21 protein-coding genes are annotated in these 18,846 nt (G+C 74.3%); 11 read left to right on the top strand and 10 right to left on the bottom strand.

Going from position 1 to position 18,846, the window contains the following annotated elements:
• From VF468_30905 to VF468_30895, 3 genes are all read right to left on the bottom strand, one after another.
• Positions 1-199, bottom strand: a 199-nt coding sequence (locus VF468_30905) for a hypothetical protein (protein ID HEX5882696.1), incomplete at its 3' end; no start/stop codon positions are given.
• 61 nt (positions 200-260) lie between these two features.
• Positions 261-1,223, bottom strand: a complete 963-nt coding sequence (locus tag VF468_30900) for a YihY/virulence factor BrkB family protein (GenBank protein HEX5882695.1) — start codon at positions 1,221-1,223, stop codon at positions 261-263.
• 55 nt (positions 1,224-1,278) lie between these two features.
• A complete protein-coding gene (locus VF468_30895) occupies positions 1,279-2,172 on the bottom strand; it encodes a metallophosphoesterase (GenBank protein HEX5882694.1) in 894 nt (297 codons plus the stop codon).
• A gap of 62 nt (positions 2,173-2,234) precedes the next feature.
• Here VF468_30895 and VF468_30890 point away from each other — a divergent pair, with 62 nt between their 5' ends.
• The gene (locus VF468_30890; GenBank protein ID HEX5882693.1) at positions 2,235-2,678 is read left to right on the top strand and encodes a GatB/YqeY domain-containing protein; all 444 of its coding nucleotides are present in this window, start codon (positions 2,235-2,237) and stop codon (positions 2,676-2,678) included.
• On the opposite strand, the gene VF468_30885 is transcribed toward VF468_30890, so the two are convergent.
• A complete protein-coding gene (locus VF468_30885; GenBank protein ID HEX5882692.1) occupies positions 2,675-5,059 on the bottom strand; it encodes a transglycosylase domain-containing protein in 2,385 nt (794 codons plus the stop codon). The genes VF468_30890 and VF468_30885 overlap by 4 nt on opposite strands.
• Before the next feature lie 145 nt (positions 5,060-5,204).
• Between VF468_30885 and VF468_30880 the strand changes: the two genes are divergently transcribed.
• Positions 5,205-6,029 carry a mechanosensitive ion channel family protein gene (locus VF468_30880; protein ID HEX5882691.1) on the top strand — a complete coding sequence of 275 codons (825 nt, stop codon included), beginning with the start codon at positions 5,205-5,207 and terminating at the stop codon, positions 6,027-6,029.
• On the opposite strand, the gene VF468_30875 is transcribed toward VF468_30880, so the two are convergent.
• Both VF468_30875 and VF468_30870 read right to left on the bottom strand, forming a co-directional pair.
• Positions 6,006-7,223, bottom strand: coding sequence for an ArsA-related P-loop ATPase (locus VF468_30875; GenBank protein ID HEX5882690.1), 1,218 nt, complete (start codon positions 7,221-7,223; stop codon positions 6,006-6,008). The two genes, VF468_30880 and VF468_30875, sit on opposite strands and share 24 nt — an antisense overlap.
• On the bottom strand, positions 7,220-8,350 hold the full coding sequence (locus VF468_30870) for an ArsA-related P-loop ATPase (GenBank protein ID HEX5882689.1): 1,131 nt from the start codon (positions 8,348-8,350) through the stop codon (positions 7,220-7,222). The genes VF468_30875 and VF468_30870 overlap by 4 nt, the downstream gene beginning before the upstream one ends.
• Positions 8,351-8,522: 172 nt before the next feature.
• Between VF468_30870 and VF468_30865 the strand changes: the two genes are divergently transcribed.
• The 7 genes from VF468_30865 (at position 8,523) to VF468_30835 (ending at position 14,869) form a co-directional block, all read left to right on the top strand.
• Complete coding sequence (locus tag VF468_30865; protein HEX5882688.1) at positions 8,523-9,833, top strand: NfeD family protein; 1,311 nt, start codon at positions 8,523-8,525, stop codon at positions 9,831-9,833.
• Positions 9,826-10,764, top strand: a complete 939-nt coding sequence (locus VF468_30860; GenBank protein HEX5882687.1) for a hypothetical protein — start codon at positions 9,826-9,828, stop codon at positions 10,762-10,764. The genes VF468_30865 and VF468_30860 overlap by 8 nt, the downstream gene beginning before the upstream one ends.
• Positions 10,765-10,809: 45 nt before the next feature.
• On the top strand, positions 10,810-11,691 hold the full coding sequence (locus VF468_30855; protein HEX5882686.1) for a slipin family protein: 882 nt from the start codon (positions 10,810-10,812) through the stop codon (positions 11,689-11,691).
• Between the two features lie 198 nt (positions 11,692-11,889).
• Positions 11,890-12,189, top strand: coding sequence for a WhiB family transcriptional regulator (locus tag VF468_30850; GenBank protein ID HEX5882685.1), 300 nt, complete (start codon positions 11,890-11,892; stop codon positions 12,187-12,189).
• A gap of 51 nt (positions 12,190-12,240) precedes the next feature.
• The gene (locus VF468_30845) at positions 12,241-12,396 is read left to right on the top strand and encodes a hypothetical protein (GenBank protein HEX5882684.1); all 156 of its coding nucleotides are present in this window, start codon (positions 12,241-12,243) and stop codon (positions 12,394-12,396) included.
• A gap of 52 nt (positions 12,397-12,448) precedes the next feature.
• Positions 12,449-14,368, top strand: a complete 1,920-nt coding sequence (locus VF468_30840; GenBank protein HEX5882683.1) for an ATP-dependent DNA helicase — start codon at positions 12,449-12,451, stop codon at positions 14,366-14,368.
• 39 nt (positions 14,369-14,407) lie between these two features.
• Complete coding sequence (locus tag VF468_30835; GenBank protein HEX5882682.1) at positions 14,408-14,869, top strand: RidA family protein; 462 nt, start codon at positions 14,408-14,410, stop codon at positions 14,867-14,869.
• Between the two features lie 44 nt (positions 14,870-14,913).
• Here VF468_30835 and VF468_30830 read toward each other — a convergent pair whose 3' ends face one another.
• The gene (locus tag VF468_30830; GenBank protein ID HEX5882681.1) at positions 14,914-15,477 is read right to left on the bottom strand and encodes a CGNR zinc finger domain-containing protein; all 564 of its coding nucleotides are present in this window, start codon (positions 15,475-15,477) and stop codon (positions 14,914-14,916) included.
• Between the two features lie 105 nt (positions 15,478-15,582).
• On the opposite strand from VF468_30830, the gene VF468_30825 reads away from it, so the two are divergent.
• Positions 15,583-15,843: a hypothetical protein gene (locus VF468_30825; GenBank protein HEX5882680.1), complete on the top strand. Its 261-nt coding sequence runs from the start codon at positions 15,583-15,585 to the stop codon at positions 15,841-15,843.
• Positions 15,844-15,918: 75 nt separating this feature from the next.
• A complete protein-coding gene (locus VF468_30820) occupies positions 15,919-17,070 on the top strand; it encodes a CapA family protein (protein ID HEX5882679.1) in 1,152 nt (383 codons plus the stop codon).
• 9 nt (positions 17,071-17,079) lie between these two features.
• Here VF468_30820 and VF468_30815 read toward each other — a convergent pair whose 3' ends face one another.
• The 3 genes from VF468_30815 to VF468_30805 form a co-directional block, all read right to left on the bottom strand.
• Complete coding sequence (locus VF468_30815) at positions 17,080-17,574, bottom strand: DUF2017 family protein (protein HEX5882678.1); 495 nt, start codon at positions 17,572-17,574, stop codon at positions 17,080-17,082.
• Between the two features lie 4 nt (positions 17,575-17,578).
• Positions 17,579-17,872, bottom strand: coding sequence for an ATP-dependent Clp protease adapter ClpS (gene clpS / locus VF468_30810; protein HEX5882677.1), 294 nt, complete (start codon positions 17,870-17,872; stop codon positions 17,579-17,581).
• A gap of 54 nt (positions 17,873-17,926) precedes the next feature.
• Positions 17,927-18,846: SelB C-terminal domain-containing protein (locus VF468_30805; GenBank protein ID HEX5882676.1), on the bottom strand; the 920-nt coding region annotated here is incomplete at its 5' end.

The raw sequence follows: 18,846 nt of genomic DNA, 5'->3' as shown, positions 1-18,846 counted from the left end.
AGGAGATCGGGTCGGAGGAGAACACGGCCAGCGCGACCCGCTTGGAGATCCGCTCGTGGGCCAGCTGGGCGGTCTTGAACGGCGGGCCGAGCAGGGCCTTCTTGGCCCGGTAGCCGAGCGACTGGTAACGCTCCTCGGCGTTGGGCTGCGGCACCTGGCGCAGGTCCGGTTTGGCGTTTCGCTCGAGCTCTGTGGCCATGACCCCTGCTCCGTTGCGGCTCCTGCTCAACAGCCTACCGCCCGGCACCACCGGAAACGGCTTACGGGTCCCTGTCGTCCAGCGGGGGCGTCTCGAAGATGGGCTCGCCCCGGCGGCGGCGGTCGAGGACCACGTTGAGGGCGGCCCCGTAGAGGATCAGCTGGCCGAAGAAGCCGAGCCAGACCAGCAGCAGGGTCACCGAGACCAGCGACCGGGGCAGGGCGCCGATGCCGGCCGAGTGGCTGGCCCAGTAGTCGAAGCCGCGCTTGAGCACGTAGAACCCGATGGCGCCGAAGACGGCCCCTGGGACCTGGCTGAGCCAGGAGTGCCGGCGCGCCGGCAGCAGCCGGTACAGCAGCAGGAGCACGATCAGCATCGAGGCCGGTGCGGCCAGCTCCTCGATCAGCGACACCACCGAGCTGGTGCGGGGGACGCCGAACCGGTCGAGGGTCTGCTGGGCGGTGGCCGACACCCAGATGGTGAGCAGGGCCGAGCCGAGCAGCACGGAGCCGAGCAGGACCACGATCAGGATGTTGACGATCTTCTGGCCGACCGGGTTGCGGCCGCTGGGCAGCCGCCACATGCGGTTCAGGCAGGCCGTCATCGAGCCGACGAAGCCGCTGCCGGCGTAGGCGACGCTGAGCAGACCGAACACCCCGAGGGCGGCCCGGTTGGCGATGACCTGGTTGATGACCTCGTTGAACACCTCGCTGCCGATGCCGGGGAAGACCTGGTTGAGCGCCTCGGCGACCGCCTCCTTGGCATCGGGCTCGGGGCTGGCGAAGGTGGCGAGCACGAACGCCGCCACCATCAGCAGCGGCAGCAGCGACAGGAAGGTGTAGTAGGCCATGCTGCCCGACAGCAGCGCGCCCTCGGCCTTGGAGAAGGTCTGCACCACCGCCCACGGGAACCGGGTCCAGCGGTTGCCGCCCAGGAAGCGGTAGAGCCCGCCGACCGCCCGCTCGATGTGCGCCTCAGGGCCGAGCCGGCCAGCCGGCTCGCGCTCCGTCCCGGCCTTGGCCATCTCCCCACTCCCTGCCCGCTCCAGGTAGATGGTACGGGGAGATTTGCAGAACCGGTCAGCCAGCCCTGGGGACCACCGTGAGGAGGGAGGCCTCGGGGCGGCAGGCGAAGCGGAACGGGGCGTACTTGCTGGTGCCGAGGCCGGCCGAGACGTGCAGCCAGCTCGACCCCCAGCGGGACAGGCCGCGCACCTGGTCCCGCGGCAGGTCGCAGTTGGTCACCAGGGCCCCGACCCCGGGCAGGCGGACCTGGCCGCCGTGGGTGTGGCCGGCCAGCAGGAGCCCGTAGCCGTTGCGCTCGAAGGCGTCGAGGGCCCGCCGGTAGGGGCTGTGGACCAGGCCGAGGCGGAGGCGGACCTGGCTGTTCGGGGGGACGGCGACCTCGGGGTCGTCGCGGCGGATGTGGGGGTCGTCCATGCCGGCCAGCTCGACGTCGCCGAGCCGGCCGCGGCGGTTGGACAACACCGTCCAGCCCCTGGTCTCGAGGCCGTCGACCAGCTCCCGCCACGGGTTGCGGCCCGAGCTGCGGTGCCGGCGCGAGCTGGGCCCGACGAAGTAGGTGAGCGGGTTGCGGAACCGGGGCGCCCAGTAGTCGTTGGACCCGAGCACGGCCACCGCCCCCAGCCGCGGCCGGAACCGCCCAAGGGCGTCCAGGACCGGGTCGAGCGCCCCGGGCTCGCCGAGCATGTCCCCGGTCAGCACGACCAGGTCGACCCGCTCGCCGGCCAGCCGCTCCAGGAACGCCACCCGCCGGGTGTCGGCGGCCGTCAGGTGCAGGTCCGACAGGTGCAGCACGGTGAGCGGCGCCTGCCCCGGGGCCAGGGCCTCGACCCGCTCCCGCCGCAGCCGGTACCAGTCCCGCTCGACCAGGACGCCGTAGCCGACGCAGGCCGCCCCGGCCGCGGCCACCGCCCCGGCCAGCAGGGCAACCTTCGACGTGGTGGCGGGCATGCGGTCGCGCTCCTGGGAGGTCTGCCTGGGATGAACGAGGATTGTAGCTGTAGGCTCGGCCCATGCTCATCGACGACGTGCAACAGGCGATGTTCCAGGCCATGAAGGCCCGCGAGCCCCGGGAGACGGCCGCCCTGCGCCTGGCCCTGTCGGCGCTCAAGTCGGCCGCCATCGACGCCCGCAAGGACCTGTCGGACGACGAGGCCGTGGCCGTGCTCCAGCGGGAGGCCCGCAAGCGCCGCGAGGCCGAGCAGGTCTACCGGGACGCCGGGCGGGCCGAGCGGGCCGACCAGGAGGCCTACGAGCGGTCGGTGCTGGAGCGGTTCCTGCCGGCGGCCCTCGCCCCGGCCGAGCTGGCCCGGCTGGTCGACGAGGCGGTCACGGCCTCGGGGGCCAGCGGCCCCAGGGAGCTCGGCAAGGTCATGGGCCGCCTCATGCCTCAGGTCAAGGGCCGCGCCGACGGCAACGAGGTCCGCCGCCTGGTGCTGGAGCGCCTCGGCGGCTAGCTCCGCCGGCTCACCACCAGGGTGACGTAGGAGTCCCTGGGCAGCCGGGCGCCGGCGCCCGGGCTCTGGGCGGCGACCCGGCCCGGCTGGCCGCTGTTGGTGTAGGCCAGGCCGGAGCTCAGCCCGGCCCGGGTCAGGACCGTCCTGGCCACGCCGGCCTGGAGCCCGACCACCCCGGGCACGATCACGTTGTTCCCTCCGCCACCGCCACCGCGGCCGGCGGAGACGGCCAGGATGACGGTGCTGCCCTGGCGCAGGCGGCCCCCGGGGCGGGGCGCCTGGCGGACCACCCGGCCCTTGGGCTGGGCGCTGCGGACCGGCTTGACCTGGCTGCCGAACCCGGCCCGGGCCAGCACCGCCTGGGCCGTCTCCTGGGAGAGGCCGACCACGTCGGGCACGCCCACCTGCGGTGGGGCCGGGGGCGGGGGCGCCGCCGGGAACCCGACGGCCGGCTGGCCGGCCAGGGCCGCGTCCATGTAGTTCTTGAAGATGATCGCCGGGAAGGTCCCGCCGTAGACCGGGCTGCCGTTGTACAGGTTGGTCATCGGCACCCGCCTGGCCCGGTAGCCGACCCAGACCGAGGTGGAGAGCTGGGGGGTGAACCCGGAGAAGAAGGCGCTGGTGTTGTTCTGGGCGCTGCCGGTCTTGCCGGCCACCGGCCGGCCGCCGGCCAGGGCCGCCCGGCCGCCGGTGCCGTTGGTGATGACCCCGCGCAGCATGGCCACGGTCCGGGTGGAGATCTTCTCGCTGATGACCTGCTTGCAGTCGGGCTTGTTCTCGATCAGCGGCTTGCGCTCGCCCGGCGCCACCACCTTGGTGATGGAGTAGGGCGTGCAGCGGACGCCCTTGTTGGCGAGCACGCCGAAGGCGCCGGCCATGTCGAGGACCGAGACCTCCCTGGCCCCCAGGACCAGCGAGCAGACGTTCCAGGAGGCGTAGGCCTTGCTGTTGCGGGGCGGGATGTTGGTGATGCCCATCCGGCGGGCCACCTCGACCGCCCGCTCGGGGCCGACCTTCACCGCGAGCTGGGCGAACCAGGTGTTCACCGAGTTGGCCGTGGCCCCGTACATGTTGTAGGTCCCGGCGCTGGAGTCGCCGGCGTTCCCGGGGGTCCAGGGCTGGTTGAAGCCGGTGTAGCAGCGGCGGTCGGGGATGGTGATCTGGGCCGGGCCGGGCATGACGATCCCGGGGGAGATGCCCTTCTCCAGGGCGGCCACGACGAAGAACATCTTGAACGCCGACCCCGGCTGGAAGCCGGTGCCGCCCTGGGCAGTGGCCAGGTCGACCTGGGACTTCTTGAAGCTTCGGCCGCCGTAGAGGGCGACGATCCGGCCCGTGCTGGGCTCGACGCTGGCCAGCGCCCCGGCCGGGTCGCCGCGGAACCGGTCCATCTGGCCCTGGACGGCGTTGGTGGCCATGGCCTGCTTGGGGCGCTGAAGGGTGGTGTAGATGCGCAGGCCGCCCTGGAACACCTTGCGCTTGCGCTCGTCGGTGCCGACCTTGCCAAGGGCCTTGTTGTACCTGGGGTCGTTCAGGAGCTGGTTGACGATGTAGCGCTGCCAGTAGGGCTGACGTCTGGGGGGCGTGTACCGGTTGACCTTGATGTTCTCCTTCTTGGCCTTGGCCACCTCCTTGGGGGTGGCCATGCCGAGCTCCAGCATGCGGTCGAGGACCAGGTTGCGCCGGTCCTTGTTGGCCTTCCTGGCCGTCGGCTTGTACCGCTCGGGGGCGGCGATGGTCGCCGCCAGCGAGGCCGCCTGGCCGAGGGTGACGAACTTGATCGAGCTGTTCCCGAAGTAGTGCTGGGCGGCGGTGGCGATGCCGTAGACCCCCTCGCCGAAGTAGGCCTGGTTCAGGTAGTACTGGAGGATCTCGTCCTTGCTGTAGCGCCGCTCCAGCTCGACCGCGTAGATGGCCTCGCGCAGCTTGCGGTCGAGGGTCCGCGAGTTGCCGGTGATGGTGAGCTTGACCAGCTGCTGGGTCAGGGTGCTGCCGCCCTGGGCGATCCGGCGCGAGCGCAGGTCGGTCACGGCCGCCCGGGCGATGCCGCGGAAGTCGACGCCTTCGTGCTCGTAGAACCGGTCGTCCTCGATCGCGATGACGGCGTTGCGGACCCGCTTGGGGATGTTCTTGAGGCCGACCACCTTGCGGTTCTCGTCCAGCCAGATGGTGGCCAGGGCCGTCTTGCCGTCGGCGGCGTAGATGATCGAGCGTTGGGCCGGGTCGGGCAGGGCCTCCTGGAGCGGCGGCACGTCGACCAGCTTGTTGGCCGTGTCCCTGGCCAGGCCGCCCGCCGGGACGACCAGGGGGAGCGCGGCCACGCTGGCGACGAGGGCGACGCCGGTGATCAGGGCGACGATCAGCACCAGCCGACCGCCCACCACGGAGGCTGCACGACCGCGGGAGAGACGGGCTGGCGGCGCAGGGATCGGGGCGTCGGCCATGCTCATCGGATGATATAGGGTGGTCGATCGGCAGGGGCAATTCGACGCCCGAACGTTATGAGGAGGCCGCCCGCTGGAACGCTTGCAGGAGGCGTTCCGCCAGTTCGCCTACGCCTTCGTCGATCAGCTGCCGAACCTGCTGGGCGCGCTGATCGTCCTCGTGCTCACCGTGGTGGTGGCCCGGCTGGTGCGCCGGGGGATGGAGCGGGCGCTGGTCCGCGCCGACGCCGAGCGCCACGTCCGGGTGGTGGTGGCCACCCTGGCCTTCTACGCCACGGTGGCGATCGGGCTGGTCGTCGCCCTCTCCATCGGCGGGGTCAACCTCGGCGTCCTCATCGGCAGCCTGGGGCTGGCCACCGTCGCCCTCGGCTTCGCCCTCCAGGACATCGTCAGCAACTTCAGCGCCGGCATCGTGCTCCTGCTGGAGCACCCCTTCACCGAGGGCGACCACATCGCCATCGCCGAGGCCGAGGGCGAGGTCGAGGAGATCCGGGTTCGGGCGACCCGGCTGCGCGCCCCCGACGGCCAGCTCGTCCTGGTCCCCAACAAGCTGCTGTTCACCCAGGTCCTGACCAACGCCACCGCGACCATGCGCCGCCGGGTCATGGTGCCGCTGGAGGTCCCCTACGGCCAGGACGTGGCCAGGGCTCGGGAGCTGGTGCTGGCCGCGGCGGCCGGGGTCGAGGGGGTCAGCGACGACCCCGCGCCCCGCCTGCTCACCCAGAACCTGGGCCAGGACGGCCGTGCCCTGCGCCTCACCTTCTGGGTCGACACCCGCAGCGACGACCCGGGCCGGGTCCGCAGCGAGGTGCTGGACGAGGTGGAGCGGATCCTGGAGGGGTTCGGGGGGGAGGACTCCCCCCCGAATGAACCAGGGACGGCGTCAGGCAAAGAGGTGCGCGCCTAATCTGCGCAGCCCTGGCAGGTCATGCACGTCGTCGGCGAGCAGGGGGACCTGGACCACGCCCAGGTTCGGGACCCTGTCCAGCAGGTCGCGGACGCGGCGCTGCTCGGCCGCGGCCAGCGCCTCCAGGCCGTCGTGCAGCTCCAGCAGGTCGGCCAGCAGGCGGCCGTCGGCCCCATCGGCGGCCAGGCGGCGGCGGGCGGCCGCCGGGACCTCGGGGACCGGCCCCGCCCGGTGGATGCGGTTCACGACCAGCGCGCCCAGCGGCATGCGGTCGGCGGCCAGGCGGCCGGCGAAGTAGGCGGCCTCGCGCAGCGCCGCCCCGTCGGGCGTGGCCACCACCACGAACGCCGTGCTCGGGTGCTTGAGCTGGTCGTAGACCAGCCCGGCGCGCTCCTTGAAGCCGTCGTACATGCCCTCGAAGGCGGCGAAGAACTCGCCGACCTCGGCCAGCAGCTCCGACCCGGTGACCCGCCGGACCATCTTGGTCATGGCCGTGGTGGCCAGGTTCAGCCCGCGCAGGTAGCCGCGCCCGATCCGCTGGGCCGGGGCGATCAGCAGCCGGAAGGCGCGGGCGTCCAGCAGCTCGTTCAGGTTGTCGGGGGCGTCGAGGAAGTCGAGCGCCGAGCGGGTCGGCGGGGTGTCGACCACCAGCAGGTCGTAACGCTGGGACTCGTGCAGCTCGTACAGCTTCTCCATGGCCATGTACTCCTGGGTGCCGGCCAGGGTGGAGGACAGCCGCTGGTAGAACCGGTTGGCCAGGATGCGGTCGGCCTGCTCGGTGTCGCGGGCGTAGCGCTCGATCACCTCGTCGAAGGTGCGGCGCATGTCCAGCATCATCGCGTCCAGGCTCCCCGGCCCCCGGGCCGGCAGCCCCTTGGCCCGGACCGGCCTAGGCGTGTTGGAGAGCAGGTCCAGCCCGAGGGCCTGGGCGAGCCGCCGCGCCGGGTCGATGGTGAGCACGCAGGTCCGCCGCCCCGTCTCCGCCGCCCACAGCGCCACCGCGGCCGCGGTCGAGGTCTTGCCCACGCCCCCCGACCCGCAGCAGACGATGATCCGCGCCTCCCGCGCCAGCTCCCCCAACGGCGACCCCGGCCCGGGAACGACCGTCGTAGCCGCCCGCCGGGTCGGCCGGGTGGTCTTGGCCGCGACCCTGGTTCGGGTGGTCCTCGGTGTGCCCGCGGCCCGGGCGGTCACCTGCCGGCCTCCCCGGTCTCGGCCTCAGGGTGCGTGGCACCCGGACCCTGGGTTGGTGGGGCACCCGAACGGGAGGGTGGCCGGCGGCCGGATTGGGTGCTCGGCGCCGTCCACAGCCCCGCCTCAGCGCCCGCGGAGGCGCTACCTGAGGCATCCGCTGGGGCGCCCGGGGTCAGGTGGCTGGCGAGGGTGCGGACCTCGGCGAGGCCGCCGGCGCCGCCGGCCAGGAACGGCAGCTCGACCATGGGCAGCCCGTCCAGCCCATCCCGCAGCTCCTTGAGCAGGCGGCGCTCCCGCGTGACCTGGCGCTGGCGGTCGCGGGCCTCGCCGACCAGGGTCGCGAGGGCCGCCCCGTCCAGCTTGGCCCCGGCCGCGGCCGCGGCCGCGGCCAGCGGCGCCGGGTCCCTGGCCAGAGCGGCCAGCCGCCCGGCGCGCCCGCCCAGCCGGTCGCCGGTGACCTGGTTGGCGACCACGCCGGCCACCGGCAGCCCGGCCTCCTTGAGGGCCGCGACCCCCTCCAGGGTCTCGGTCACCGGCAGCTCCTCGGGCAGGCAGGTGAGGACGACCGCCGTCTGCCCGGGGTCGTCGAGCAGGGCCCGGACCCGGTCGGCCTGGTGCCGGATCGGCCCCACCCGGGCGAGCTCGGCCACCGTCTCCGGCGCCCGCAGGAACGGCACCACCCGCCCGGTCGGCGGCGCGTCCAGCACGACCAGGTCGTAGGCGCCCGACCCACCGGGACCGGTCCGGGTCGCCGCCTCCCACACCTTCCCGACCAGCAGCACGTCCCCCAGCCCGGGCGCGGCCGCGGTGATGAAGCGGTTGAGATGCGCCCAGGTCAGCAGCCTGGCCAGCGGCGCGAACCCGTACCGGGCCAGGTACTCGCGCAGGGACTCGTCAGGGTCGATGGCCAGCGCGTTGACCCCGTCGGCGACCCGCGCCTCCCGGTGGTCCAGCGCCCCTCGCCCGAACAGCCCGGCCAGCCCCTGCCGGCCCTCGACCTCGGCGACCAGCACCCGCCGTCCCCGCCCGGCCGCGGCCACGGCGAGACCGGCCGCCACCGTGGTCTTCCCGGTCCCACCCTTGCCGGTGACCACGAGCAGCCGCGAACCTTCGAGCACCTTGAGCATGCGCGCCATCGTAGCCGCCAGGGGCCTGTGGACAACCGGGAGCACCAGCTCGCGTCCCGGGATAGCCCCCACCGGGGGCCCCGGCATCGGCGGGCCGGGTTCCGGCGTGACCGCGCGGCGGTGGGCCGCGGGGTGGGGCGCCTCGGTACCGGGGTCGGCTACGCTGGGGGCGATGCGACGAGCCGCCTCCCTCCTCTGTCTTGCCGGTGCGCTGCTGGCCACCGTCGGGCTGCTGCCCGCGCGGGGGCAGGCCCAGGGGCCGGTGGTCGAGGTGTTCGAGGCGTCGGGGGTGCTGGACGCCAGCGTGCTCGGGGCGCTCCGGGACGACCTGGCCGGGGCCGAGCGCCGGGGGGCGCGGGTGTTCCTCGTCCAGCTGTCGAGCTTCGGGGGGCTCGGGGTCGACCCGGGCGAGGTCCGGGAGGTGGTGGCCGCGGCCGGGCTGCCGGTGGCGGTGTGGGTCGGGCCGCGGTCCGCCGAGGCCGCCGGGGCGGCGACGTTCGTGCTCGCCGGGGCCGACGTGGTCGGGGTGGCCAGGGACGCCCGGATCGGGCCGGCGCTCCCGGCCGAGCTGGGCAAGGGCCGCGACCCCGCGGCCGAGGCGGCGCTGTTCGCGCGCTCCGGGCTCCCGCCGGCGGTCCGAGGGGCGACCCTCGGCGGGGCGGCCGCGGAGGCGGCCGGGCTGGCCGACTACCAGGCCGAGTCCCTGCCCGACGCGGTGCGGCGGCTCGACGGCCAGGAGGCCGACGGCCGCCCGCTCGAGGTGACCGGCTTCCAGGTCCGGTTCCTGTCCCGCTCCCTGCTCGACCGGGTCATGCACGGCCTGGCCAACCCGACCCTGGCCTACCTGCTGCTCCTGGCCGCGGCCGCCTGCCTCTCCTTCGAGTGGTTCCAGCCGGGGTTCGGGGTCGCCGGGGCGGCCGGGCTGGTCTGCGCCCTGCTGGCCGCGTTCGCGCTGGCCATCCTGCCCACCAACTGGCTCGCCCTGGCCCTGCTCCTGGCCGGTCAGGCCCTGTTCACGGTCGACGCCGCCGTTGGCGGCCTTGGCCTGGCCACGGCCGGGGCGGCCGGGCTGACCGCCGCCGGCTCCTGGTGGCTGTTCTCCAGCCCCTCGCCGCTGCTGCGGGTCGACGGCCGGCTGGCCGTCCTCGGGGTGCTGTGGTCGCTGGCCTGGTTCGTGGTCATCCTGACCGTGATCCTGCGCTCCCAGCGCCAGGTGCCGATGGGCACCGAGGCCCTGGTCGGATCCAGAGGGGTCGTGCGCAGCATGCTGAACCCGGGCGGCATCGTGGTGGTCGACGGCGCCATGTGGCGGGCCCGGCTGGCCACGGGCGAGGGCAGCCTCGGCACCGGGCAGCGGATCCGCGTGTCGGCGGTGGTCGACGGCATCCTCCAGGTCGACCCCGAGGACCCCTCCGCCGTCCGGCCCACCCGCCGCCGTGGCCGCCGCGCCACCTCCGTCGCCGAGCCGGCCGGCCGTGAGTAGGCGGGAGGACACCAGGGAGCGTGCGGGGGACGCCGGCACCGGCCGCCGCCCGCCCGACCGCCGCCTCGTGGCCCTGCAGCTGGTCGCGGGCCTGGCCGTCGTTGCCTTCGGCTGGGGGACCAGCCTGGCCGAGGTCGAGCCGTTCCGCGGCTACTGGTTCGACCTTGTCTGGAGCGGCTTCATCCTGGCCGCCGACGCGGTCGTCTGGGCGCGGGCCGGCCACTCCCTGCTCCACGGCGGCGGCTGGCGGGTGGTGGCCATGTTCGCCCTGAGCGCGCCCTTCTGGTGGGCCTTCGAGATCGCCAACTGGCGCCTGGAGAATTGGAAGTACGTCGGCACCACCGTCTACGGCGGGCAGGCCCACGTCATCCTCAAGACCATCTCGTTCCTGTTCGTGCTGCCGGCGCTGGCCGAGTCCCGCGACCTGCTGCGCTCCTTCGTGCGGTTCCCGCACCCGCCGGCCATCCCGCTGCCGTCCTGGACCGCCACCGCCCTGGTCGTCGCCGGCCTGGCCTGCGTGCCCCTGCTGTACCTGTTCCCCGACCAGACCTACCCGCTGGTCTGGCTGGCCCCGCTGGCCGTGCTGGACGGGATCGCCGAGCTGCGCGGCCGGCCGAGCATCATCGGCCTGGTCCGCCGGGGCCGCGCCGGGCCGGTGCTGCTGCTGGCCGTGGCCGGTCTCGGCACCGGCATCCTGTGGGAGCTGTGGAACTTCGGCGCCCTGCCGTTCTGGCAGTACCGCATCCCGTACGTCGGCTTCTTCCCGATGTTCGAGATGCCGATCCTCGGCTACCTCGGCTACCTGCCGTTCATCCTGGCCGCCGACGCCTTCTGGCGCCTGTTCACCGGGGGCGCCGGCGGCCTCGCCGAGGGTCCGGTCACCGACCTCGGCCGCGAGGGGTCCGGTCGTCCACATCCTGTGACAAACTAAGCGCAGCGCTCCGGAACCGGACGACCTGGACGGGAGGGACAGGCCATGGAGACCTGGGTGGTCGTCCTGATCGTCATCGCCGTGATCGCCCTGATCATCTGGGGCGTCATCTCCATGGTCCACGTGCTGCAGGAGTACGAGCGCGGGGTGGTGTTCCGGCTGGGCCGCGTCCGGGGCAGGCCCAAGGGGCCCGGCCTGATCATCCTGCTGCCGTTCGGCATCGACCGGATGCGCAAGGTCACCATCCAGACGGTGGCCATGAACGTGCCGCCCCAGGACGTGATCACCAAGGACAACGTCACCATGCGGGTCGACGCCGTGATCTACGCCAAGGTGGTGGACCCGGTCCCCGCGGTCGTGAGGGTGCAGAACTACCTGTTCGCGGTCAGCCAGACCGCCCAGACGAACCTCCGCGCCAGCCTCGGCAAGTACGACCTGGAGACGTTGCTCAGCGAGCGCGAGGCGATCAACCGGGAGCTGCACGGGATCATCGCCCGGGTCACCCACGACTGGGGGGTCGAGGTCCTCTCGGTCGAGGTAAAGGACGTGGACCTGCCCGACGACCTGCGCCGGGCCATGGCCCGCGAGGCCGAGGCCGGGCGCGAAGCCAAGGCCCTGCTGATCTCGGCCGACGCCGAGCTGCGGGCCTCGCGGGTGCTGGCCGAGGCGGCCGTGATCCTGAGCAAGAACCCTCAGGCCATGCAGATCCGCTTCCTCCAGACGGTCACCGCCGTGGCCACCGAGCAGAACTCGACCCTGGTCATGCCGATCCCGATCGAGCTGCTGGGGATGTTCGGGGGACGGGGCGACCAGGGCAACGGCCTCCCGGCCGCGCCCCCGGCGGTGTCGCCGGCGCCCCCGTCCCAGAGCCCGCCGGGACCGGAGGAGGGGCGCCAGCCGGGGCCGGGCAACGGCCGCCCCGGCTAGTCCCCTTTTACGCCCAGTTGAAGGCCGTCGTGCGATACCTGGGCCGCAACAAAAGCGTTACTGCCTGGAGATTGAGGCCGCAGGTGCCGTGGGTTACGCTGCGTTCCGGAGCCGCTCGACCAGACCGCGAGCGGTGTGCCCGGCTCACGACGGCCCGAGGGTGACGCGAGAGCATAGGGGCGAGGAAGGAACATCGGCATGGCCACCTCATCGGGCGCCGCCACCGGCGGCGACCTGTCGTCGACGGATCTCCAGATCGGCTGGCAGTACCGTGCCGCCTGCAAGGGCCCGGTCTCCAACCTGTTCTTCGCGCCCAACCACCTGGAGCGCAAGGAGGAGCGGCTGGCCCGCGAGTCCGCCGCCAAGGCGATCTGCCGTACCTGCCCGGTCCTGGTCGAGTGCCGCGAGTACGCCCTGCTGGTCCGCGAGCCGCACGGCATCTGGGGTGGGCTCAACGAGTACGAGCGCCGCCAGCTCCTGGCCCGCCGCGCCGGCTGACCGGTAGCCTCCCCCCCTGGCCGGTAGCCGAAGCGAGCCAAGGGAGTGCCGATGACCGCCTGGGAGTACGCGACCGTCCCGCTGCTGCCCCACAACACCAAGCAGATCCTCGACAACTGGGGCGACGACGGCTGGGAGCTGGTCGCGGTCCACACCGCCGAGGTCGGCGGCACGATCGCCTTCTTCAAGCGGCCAAAGGGCGCCTAGGCCCTGTGGGCGGAGCGACCGCGATGTCGCGGTCGCCCGCTAGGTTCGCGCCATGGACCTCGAGGCCGCCTTCGACGCCCTGCCCGGCCTGACCGAGCGGGCGGCCCAGCGGCGCATGGCCAGCGCCGTCGCCGAGGCCCTCGAGGCCCAGGCGCCGCTGCTGGTCCACGCCCCGACCGGGGTCGGCAAGTCGCTCGGGTACCTGGTCCCGATCGTGGCCGCCGGGCGGCGGGCGATCGTCGCCACCGCCACCAAGGCGCTCCAGTCGCAGCTGGTCGAGCGCGACCTGCCCCGGCTCGCCGAGGCCTTCGACACCACCTTCGCCCTGGCCATGGGCCGCGGCAACTACGCCTGCTGGGCACGGATCGAGGCCCTGGTGGCGGCGACCCGCCTGGCCGCCACGCCCGCCGAGGAGGCGGCGCTGGAGGTGGCCTCCTGGGCGGTCGAGTCGACCACGGGGAGCCGCCTGGACGCCCCGCCGGGGGTGCGCGACGACGTCTGGGACCTGGTCTCGACCAGCGGCGAGGACTGCCCGGGGCAGAAGGGCTGCGCCTTCCACCAGCGCTGCTTCGCCGAGCGGGCCCGGGAGCAGGCCCGCGACGTCGACGTGGTCGTGACCAACCACCACCTGCTCCTGCTCGAGCTGGAGCTGCGGGCGATGTCCGACGCCCCCGGGGTGATGCTGCCCGAGGTCGACGTGATCGTGGTCGACGAGGCCCACCGGCTGGCCGACCACGCCGCCGACCTCTACGGCGTCACCGTGACCGCGGCCCGCATGGGCCGGGCCGGGGCGGCCGCCGACGCCGCCGCCAAGGCGGCCGGGATGCACACCGACTGGTCCCGCCGCCTCCGGGGCCGGTACACCGAGCTGGCCGCCGACCTGTACCCCGGTCCCGTCCAGCCCGGCGGCCGGGCCCACGCCACCCTGGCCGCCGCCCTCACCCCCCTCGGCAACGACCTCCAGACCATGCTCGCCACCCTCAAGGACCTGGGCGACCCCGACGACGAGGCCACCGCCCTGCTCGCCGCCCGCCGCCGCCTCCGCGCCCTCGCCCGCGACCTGGGGCGCCTCACCGCCGTCCCGGCCGCCCAGGGCGACCAGGGAGGCGAGCCCGCGCGGCCGGGCGGGCCCGCCTCCGACCTGGCCGTCTGGGTGGAGGAGGGGCGGAGCGGGAGCAGGGTGATCCGGTCGGCGCTGGTCGAGCCGGGTCCGGTGCTGGAGGGCGTGCTGTGGGACCGGGTGCCGGCCACCGTCGCGTGCTCGGCCACCCTGGCCGTGGCCGGGCGCCTGGAGGTCGCGGCCCGGGCCCTGGGGGTGGGCGAGCCGGCCACCGTGGTCGCCTCCTCCCCGTTCGACTTCCAGCGCAACGCCCTGCTCTACGTGCCCCGGTCCGTGCCCCAGCCCTCCTCCGACGGGTTCCAGGCCGCGGCCGAGCACGAGCTCGCCTCCCTGGTCGACGCCGCCCGGGGCCGGGCCCTGGTGCTCTGCACCTCCTGGCGGGCGGTCGAGTCGTTCGCCGCCGCCCTGGCCCAGCTCCCCTACGAGGTGCTGGTCCAGGGCGACGACGTCCCGGCCCGCCTGGCCGCCCGCTTCCGCGACGAGGTGGCCAGCGTGCTGGTGGCCACCCGGACCTTCTTCGAGGGGTTCGACGTGCCCGGCGAGAGCCTGTCGCTGCTGGTGCTCGACCGGCTGCCGTTCCCCCGGCCCGACGACCCCCTGCTGGCCGAGCGAGGCCGGCGGGTCGAGCGGGCCGGCGGCTCCCGCTTCTCCGAGGTCTGGCTGCCGGCCGCCGCCGTCTCCCTGCAGCAGGCCCTCGGCCGCCTGGTCCGCTCGGAGACCGACCGGGGCGTCATGGCCGTGCTCGACCGGCGCCTGGCCGACGCCGGCTACCGCGCCGCCCTGCTGGCCAGCCTGCCCCCGGCCCGGCTCACCCGGTCGATCGAGGACGTGCGCGCGTTCTTCGCCGTATAGGCTTGCCGGCACCCGCGCCGGCCGCAGGAAGGAGCCCCCATGCCAACCCCCGAGGAGCGCCTCCAGCAGCTCGGCGTCGACCTCCCCGCCCCGGCCGCCCCGGTCGCCGCCTACGTGCCGACCGTCCGCACCGGCAACCTGGTCTACGTCTCGGGGCAGGTGCCGACGGTCGAGGGCAAGCCGACCCACCTGGGCCACCTCGGCGCCGACGTCGACCTGGAGGCCGGACGCGCCGCCGCCCGCACCTGCGCGGTCAACGTGGTCGCGGCCCTCAAGGCCGAGCTGGGCGAGCTCTCCCGGGTGCGGCGGATCGTCAAGGTGACCGGGTTCGTGGCCAGCGCCCCGGAGTTCACCGACGCCCCCAAGGTGGTCAACGCGGCCAGCGAGCTGTTCGGCGAGGTGTTCGGCGACGCCGGCCGCCACGCCCGGGCGGCCGTCGGCGTCGCCGCCCTCCCCCTCGGCGTCCCCGTCGAGGTCGAGGCGATCGTCGAGGTGGCCTAGACAGCGGCCGCGTCTCCGGGACGTGACCGCTGTTCCAAGGGCGGTCAGGTCCCGGCGCGGCGGCGGCTGCGGTAGGTGCGGGTCTTGGTGCGGTTCCCGCAGGTCTGCATCGAGCACCAGCGGCCCGAGCGGTTCTTGGACCGGTCGTAGAAGGCCCACTGGCAGGAGGCGGCCGAGCACGCCTTGAGCCGCTCCCAGGTGCCCTGGGCGTGGGCCTGGGCGACCCCGGCCAGCAGCGCGGCCAGGGCGCCCCGGCAGCCGGCCGTGCCGGGGCCGAGCACCGGCCGCCCGGCGCCGTCGAAGGCCACCTGGAGCGGGAGCTCGGCCGCGGCCCGGTTGACGACCTGGAGCGCGTCCGGGTCGAGCGGCTCGCCGTGGTTGACCCGCAGCATCGCCCGCAGGGCCTCGCGCAGCTCGACGGCCATGGCCAGATCGGCCTGGTCGACCGGCTCGGAGGCGTCCAGCAGCCCCTGGCCGGCCAGGAACCGCCGGAGCGCGTCCGGGCTGTCCAGCCGGTCGTCGTCGTCCTCGAGGTCGATGGTGTTGACCAGCGCCTGCACGGCCACGAGCTCCCTCGGGATGGTCTCGTCGCCTGCCGTCGTCTCCATCTGACATCCTCCTAACCAAACACCAGTGATCATATTTTAGCGGTTGCAGCAAGGGCAACACCAGTGTAGACTGATTACTGGTGTTAGATCGAGGAGGAGGTCGCCATGAGCTGGGAGGACATGAACCAGGAGCTCAGCTACCAGCGCATCGCCGAGCTGCACGCCGACGCCGAGCGGTTCCGGCAGGTACAGGCGTCCAAGCGGAGGCGCCGCCGCTCGCGGGGGCGCCTTGGCCGGCTGCTGTGGCCACGCGACACGGCCTCGAGGGCCAACGACGTGCTCGGCCAGTTCTTCAGCCTGCTGCTGCCGTCGCGCCACGACACGATCGGGCCGACCCGGCTGTACCACCCGCCGCTGGGCCGCTGACCCCCCTGGCGGGACCGGCCCGCCGCGTGCGAGGCTAGGCGGCGCTTCCCCGAGCGCCGCATCCTGGAGTCCGCTGTGCCCTGTCCACCCCACCGCCCACCGTCCCCCACGCGCCGCCACCTGGTCGCCTCGCTGACCGTGGCGGCGCTGCTGTTGCTGAGCGCGTGCGGCGGCGGCGGCGACCCCGAGCCGGCCAGCCAGGCGACCCAGACGACCGCCGCCCCCGAGCCGACGGCGACCACGGCCCGACCGACCACCACCGCGCCCAAGCGGGCCGGCGCCAGCCGGGAGCCGACCGGCGAGCCGGTCACCCTCGCCTTCGGGGGCGACGTCCACTTCGAGGGCGCGATCGAGTCCCGGCTGGCCACCAACCCGGCCACCACCCTCGGCCCGATCGCCGGGGTCCTGGGCCGGGCCGACCTGGCCGTGGTCAACCTCGAGACCGCCATCACCGAGCGCGGCACCCCCGCCCCCAAGGACTTCACCTTCCGGGCCCCGCCGTCCGCCCTCACCGCCCTGGACAAGGCCGGGGTCGACGTCGCCAGCATGGCCAACAACCACGGCCTGGACTTCGGCCAGGTCGGCCTGCGCGACTCGCTGGCCGCGGCCAAGGCGGCCAAGTTCCCCGTTGTCGGGGTCGGCCGCAACGCCGAGGAGGCCTACCGGGCCCACCTGGTCACCGTCAAGGGCCAGCGCATCGCCGTGATCGGCGCCACCCAGGTGCTCGACAGCAGCCTCGCCGCCGCCTGGACCGCCGGCGACGACAAGCCCGGCATGGCCTCGGCCTACGAGGAGGCCACCCTGCTGGCCGCAGTCCGCGAGGCCAGGGCATCGGCCGACACCGTGGTCGTCGACCTCCACTGGGGCCGGGAGCTGGTCAACTGCCCGATCGACCGCCAGCGCGCCCTCGCCCCCAAGCTGGTCGCTGCCGGCGCCGACGTGGTCGTCGGCTCCCACGCCCACATCCTCCTCGGCGGCGGCTACCTGCGCGGCGCCTACGTCCACTACGGCCTCGGCAACTTCGTCTTCTACTCCCGCGGCGGCCTCACCGCCCAGAGCGGCGTCCTCCTCCTCACCACGCAAGGCCGCGCCGTCACCGCCTCCCGCTGGGTCCCCGCCACCATCTCCGGCGGCATCCCCATCCCCCTCCAGGGCGCCGCCGCCACCCGCGCCGTCAGTTCCTGGCAGTCCCTCCGCCGCTGCACCGGCCTCTCGGCCAAGCCCTGAGTCGCCGGCTCAGGTCTGGAGGGCGTCCAGGAGCTGCTCCTCCAGCCATCCCAGGTAGCTGAGGAGGCGGAAGGCGGGGGCGCGGGGGTCGGTGGGGTCGACGTCGCCGTCGTAGTCCTCGGTGATGTCGAGGCGGATCCCGAGGGCGAGGCGGAGGTCGTTGAGGACGCCCAGCCAGGCGGTGGCCTCCTCGTCGGTGAGCTCGACCGTCCAGCGGCGGACCGAGGTCGTGCCCCGGGCGAGGGTGCCGGTGACCAGGTCGAGGTTGGCCAGCTTCTCCTTGACCAGGTCGTCGTGCATGAGGCGGTGGTACTCGGCGTCGTGCTCGATGTCGGCCACGTCCAGGTAGGCCGGGGGGAACAGGCGCTGGTTGACGGGCTCGTCCTCGCCCTCGCCAAGGACGGTGCGGAGCTGGTCGGGAAGGCCGCGGAGCACGGCGACCTCGTCGTGGCCCAGCCGGACCCGTACCCGGTCGGCGCCGATCCGCTTGAAGGAACCGGCCAACGGGCTAGCGGTCCTTCTGCATGGTCGCCCAGAGCCCGTGGCCGTGGAGGCGGTAGACGTCGAACTCGGCCTTCTCCCTGGGGCCGCTGGACACCACCGCCTTGCCCTTGTGATGGACGTCCAGCATCAGCCGGGTCGCCTTCTCCCGGTCGTAGCCGAACAGCTTCTGGAGCACGAACACGACGTAGGACATCAGGTTCACCGGGTCGTTCCAGACGATCACCACCCAGGGGATGTCCGGCTCGGTGACGTCGTCGCGCTCGGTGGTGCGCTCGCGCGTCGGGGCGGTCGTACTCATGGGCGCTATGGTGGCGCATCCGGCCACCGTCGGCCATGCCCGACCGCCGGCCCGTCAGGCCAGGCGGCGGAGGTCGCCCTGGCGGATGGTGACGCCGGTGCGGTCGAGGTGCTCCAGGAGGGGGATGGCGGTGCGGCGGGTCGTGCCGAGGGCCTCCTTGGCCTCGGTGGCGGCGAACGGGCGGCCGTCGGGGAAGCTGCGGCGCAGGGTCTCGACCGCCGCCTCCAGGGTCGAGCGGCCCAGGTAGCCGCCGGGGGCGACCGGGACCAGCACCCCCAGGCGGACCAGCAGGGCGGCCGCCTTGCGGTCGGCGCCGAGCTCGGCCAGGGCGGCGTCACCGAGCAGCCCGACCCCGGCCTCGTCCAGGGCGGCCTCGACCCTGGCCCGCAGCGCCCGCTGAGCCGGGCCGAGGCGCGATCCGTGCCCGGGCAGGCGCAGGGCCGGGCCGTCGGCCACCAGCCGCCCGTCGGCGACCAGCGCCTCCACCACCTCGGCGCCGGCCGCGGCCGGCCAGCCAGGGGCGAGGGCGGCCGCCCGGGCCGCCTGGGCCGGCAGGCCGGCCGCGGACGGGTCGTCCCGGTGCCGCCGCTCGACCGCCTCGACGGCGCCCGCCGCCGCCGCATCCCAGGCGGCCCGGGTCCAGGCCAGGGTCCGGGAGGTGACGACGCCGGGGCCGGCGGCGGCGAGGGCGGCCGGGAGGCGGTCCGGGGCGACGGCGGCGAGGCGGGGGAGCTCGGCCAGGGGGACCACGCCGCGTTCGGCCAGGACCCGCCCCGGCAGGCCGGAGCGGCCGGCGGCCTCGCGGGCCTCCAGCTCCTCGGTGCGGCGGAGCCGGGCCGCGGTGCCGCGGACGGCCGCGGGCGGGAACGGGTCGAGGACCAGGCCCCCGCCGACGGTCTCGTCGCGGCCGCTGTCCCGCAGGACCAGCGGCTCGAAGGCGTCGAGGACCAGGGGCCGCTCCAGGTGCAGCCGCA

It is taken from the genome of Actinomycetota bacterium (assembly GCA_036280995.1).
Classification (GTDB): Bacteria; Actinomycetota; CALGFH01; order CALGFH01; family CALGFH01; genus CALGFH01.
The sequence above is the reverse complement of the archived record's forward strand: the minus strand, read 5'-3'. Positions and strand labels throughout refer to the sequence as shown.

What these genes read in the sequence shown, in the direction of transcription:
- VF468_30870 (HEX5882689.1), bottom strand. Translation starts at nt 8,350, where the DNA reads ATGCTCAAGGTGCTCGAAGGTTCGCGGCTGCTCGTGGTCACCGGCAAG.
- VF468_30850 (HEX5882685.1), top strand. Translation starts at nt 11,890, where the DNA reads ATGGCCACCTCATCGGGCGCCGCCACCGGCGGCGACCTGTCGTCGACG.
- VF468_30865 (HEX5882688.1), top strand. Translation starts at nt 8,523, where the DNA reads ATGCGACGAGCCGCCTCCCTCCTCTGTCTTGCCGGTGCGCTGCTGGCC.
- VF468_30890 (HEX5882693.1), top strand. Translation starts at nt 2,235, where the DNA reads ATGCTCATCGACGACGTGCAACAGGCGATGTTCCAGGCCATGAAGGCC.
- VF468_30830 (HEX5882681.1), bottom strand. Translation starts at nt 15,477, where the DNA reads ATGGAGACGACGGCAGGCGACGAGACCATCCCGAGGGAGCTCGTGGCC.
- VF468_30835 (HEX5882682.1), top strand. Translation starts at nt 14,408, where the DNA reads ATGCCAACCCCCGAGGAGCGCCTCCAGCAGCTCGGCGTCGACCTCCCC.
- VF468_30895 (HEX5882694.1), bottom strand. Translation starts at nt 2,172, where the DNA reads ATGCCCGCCACCACGTCGAAGGTTGCCCTGCTGGCCGGGGCGGTGGCC.
- VF468_30855 (HEX5882686.1), top strand. Translation starts at nt 10,810, where the DNA reads ATGGAGACCTGGGTGGTCGTCCTGATCGTCATCGCCGTGATCGCCCTG.
- VF468_30845 (HEX5882684.1), top strand. Translation starts at nt 12,241, where the DNA reads ATGACCGCCTGGGAGTACGCGACCGTCCCGCTGCTGCCCCACAACACC.
- clpS (HEX5882677.1), bottom strand. Translation starts at nt 17,872, where the DNA reads ATGAGTACGACCGCCCCGACGCGCGAGCGCACCACCGAGCGCGACGAC.
- VF468_30825 (HEX5882680.1), top strand. Translation starts at nt 15,583, where the DNA reads ATGAGCTGGGAGGACATGAACCAGGAGCTCAGCTACCAGCGCATCGCC.
- VF468_30900 (HEX5882695.1), bottom strand. Translation starts at nt 1,223, where the DNA reads ATGGCCAAGGCCGGGACGGAGCGCGAGCCGGCTGGCCGGCTCGGCCCT.
- VF468_30840 (HEX5882683.1), top strand. Translation starts at nt 12,449, where the DNA reads ATGGACCTCGAGGCCGCCTTCGACGCCCTGCCCGGCCTGACCGAGCGG.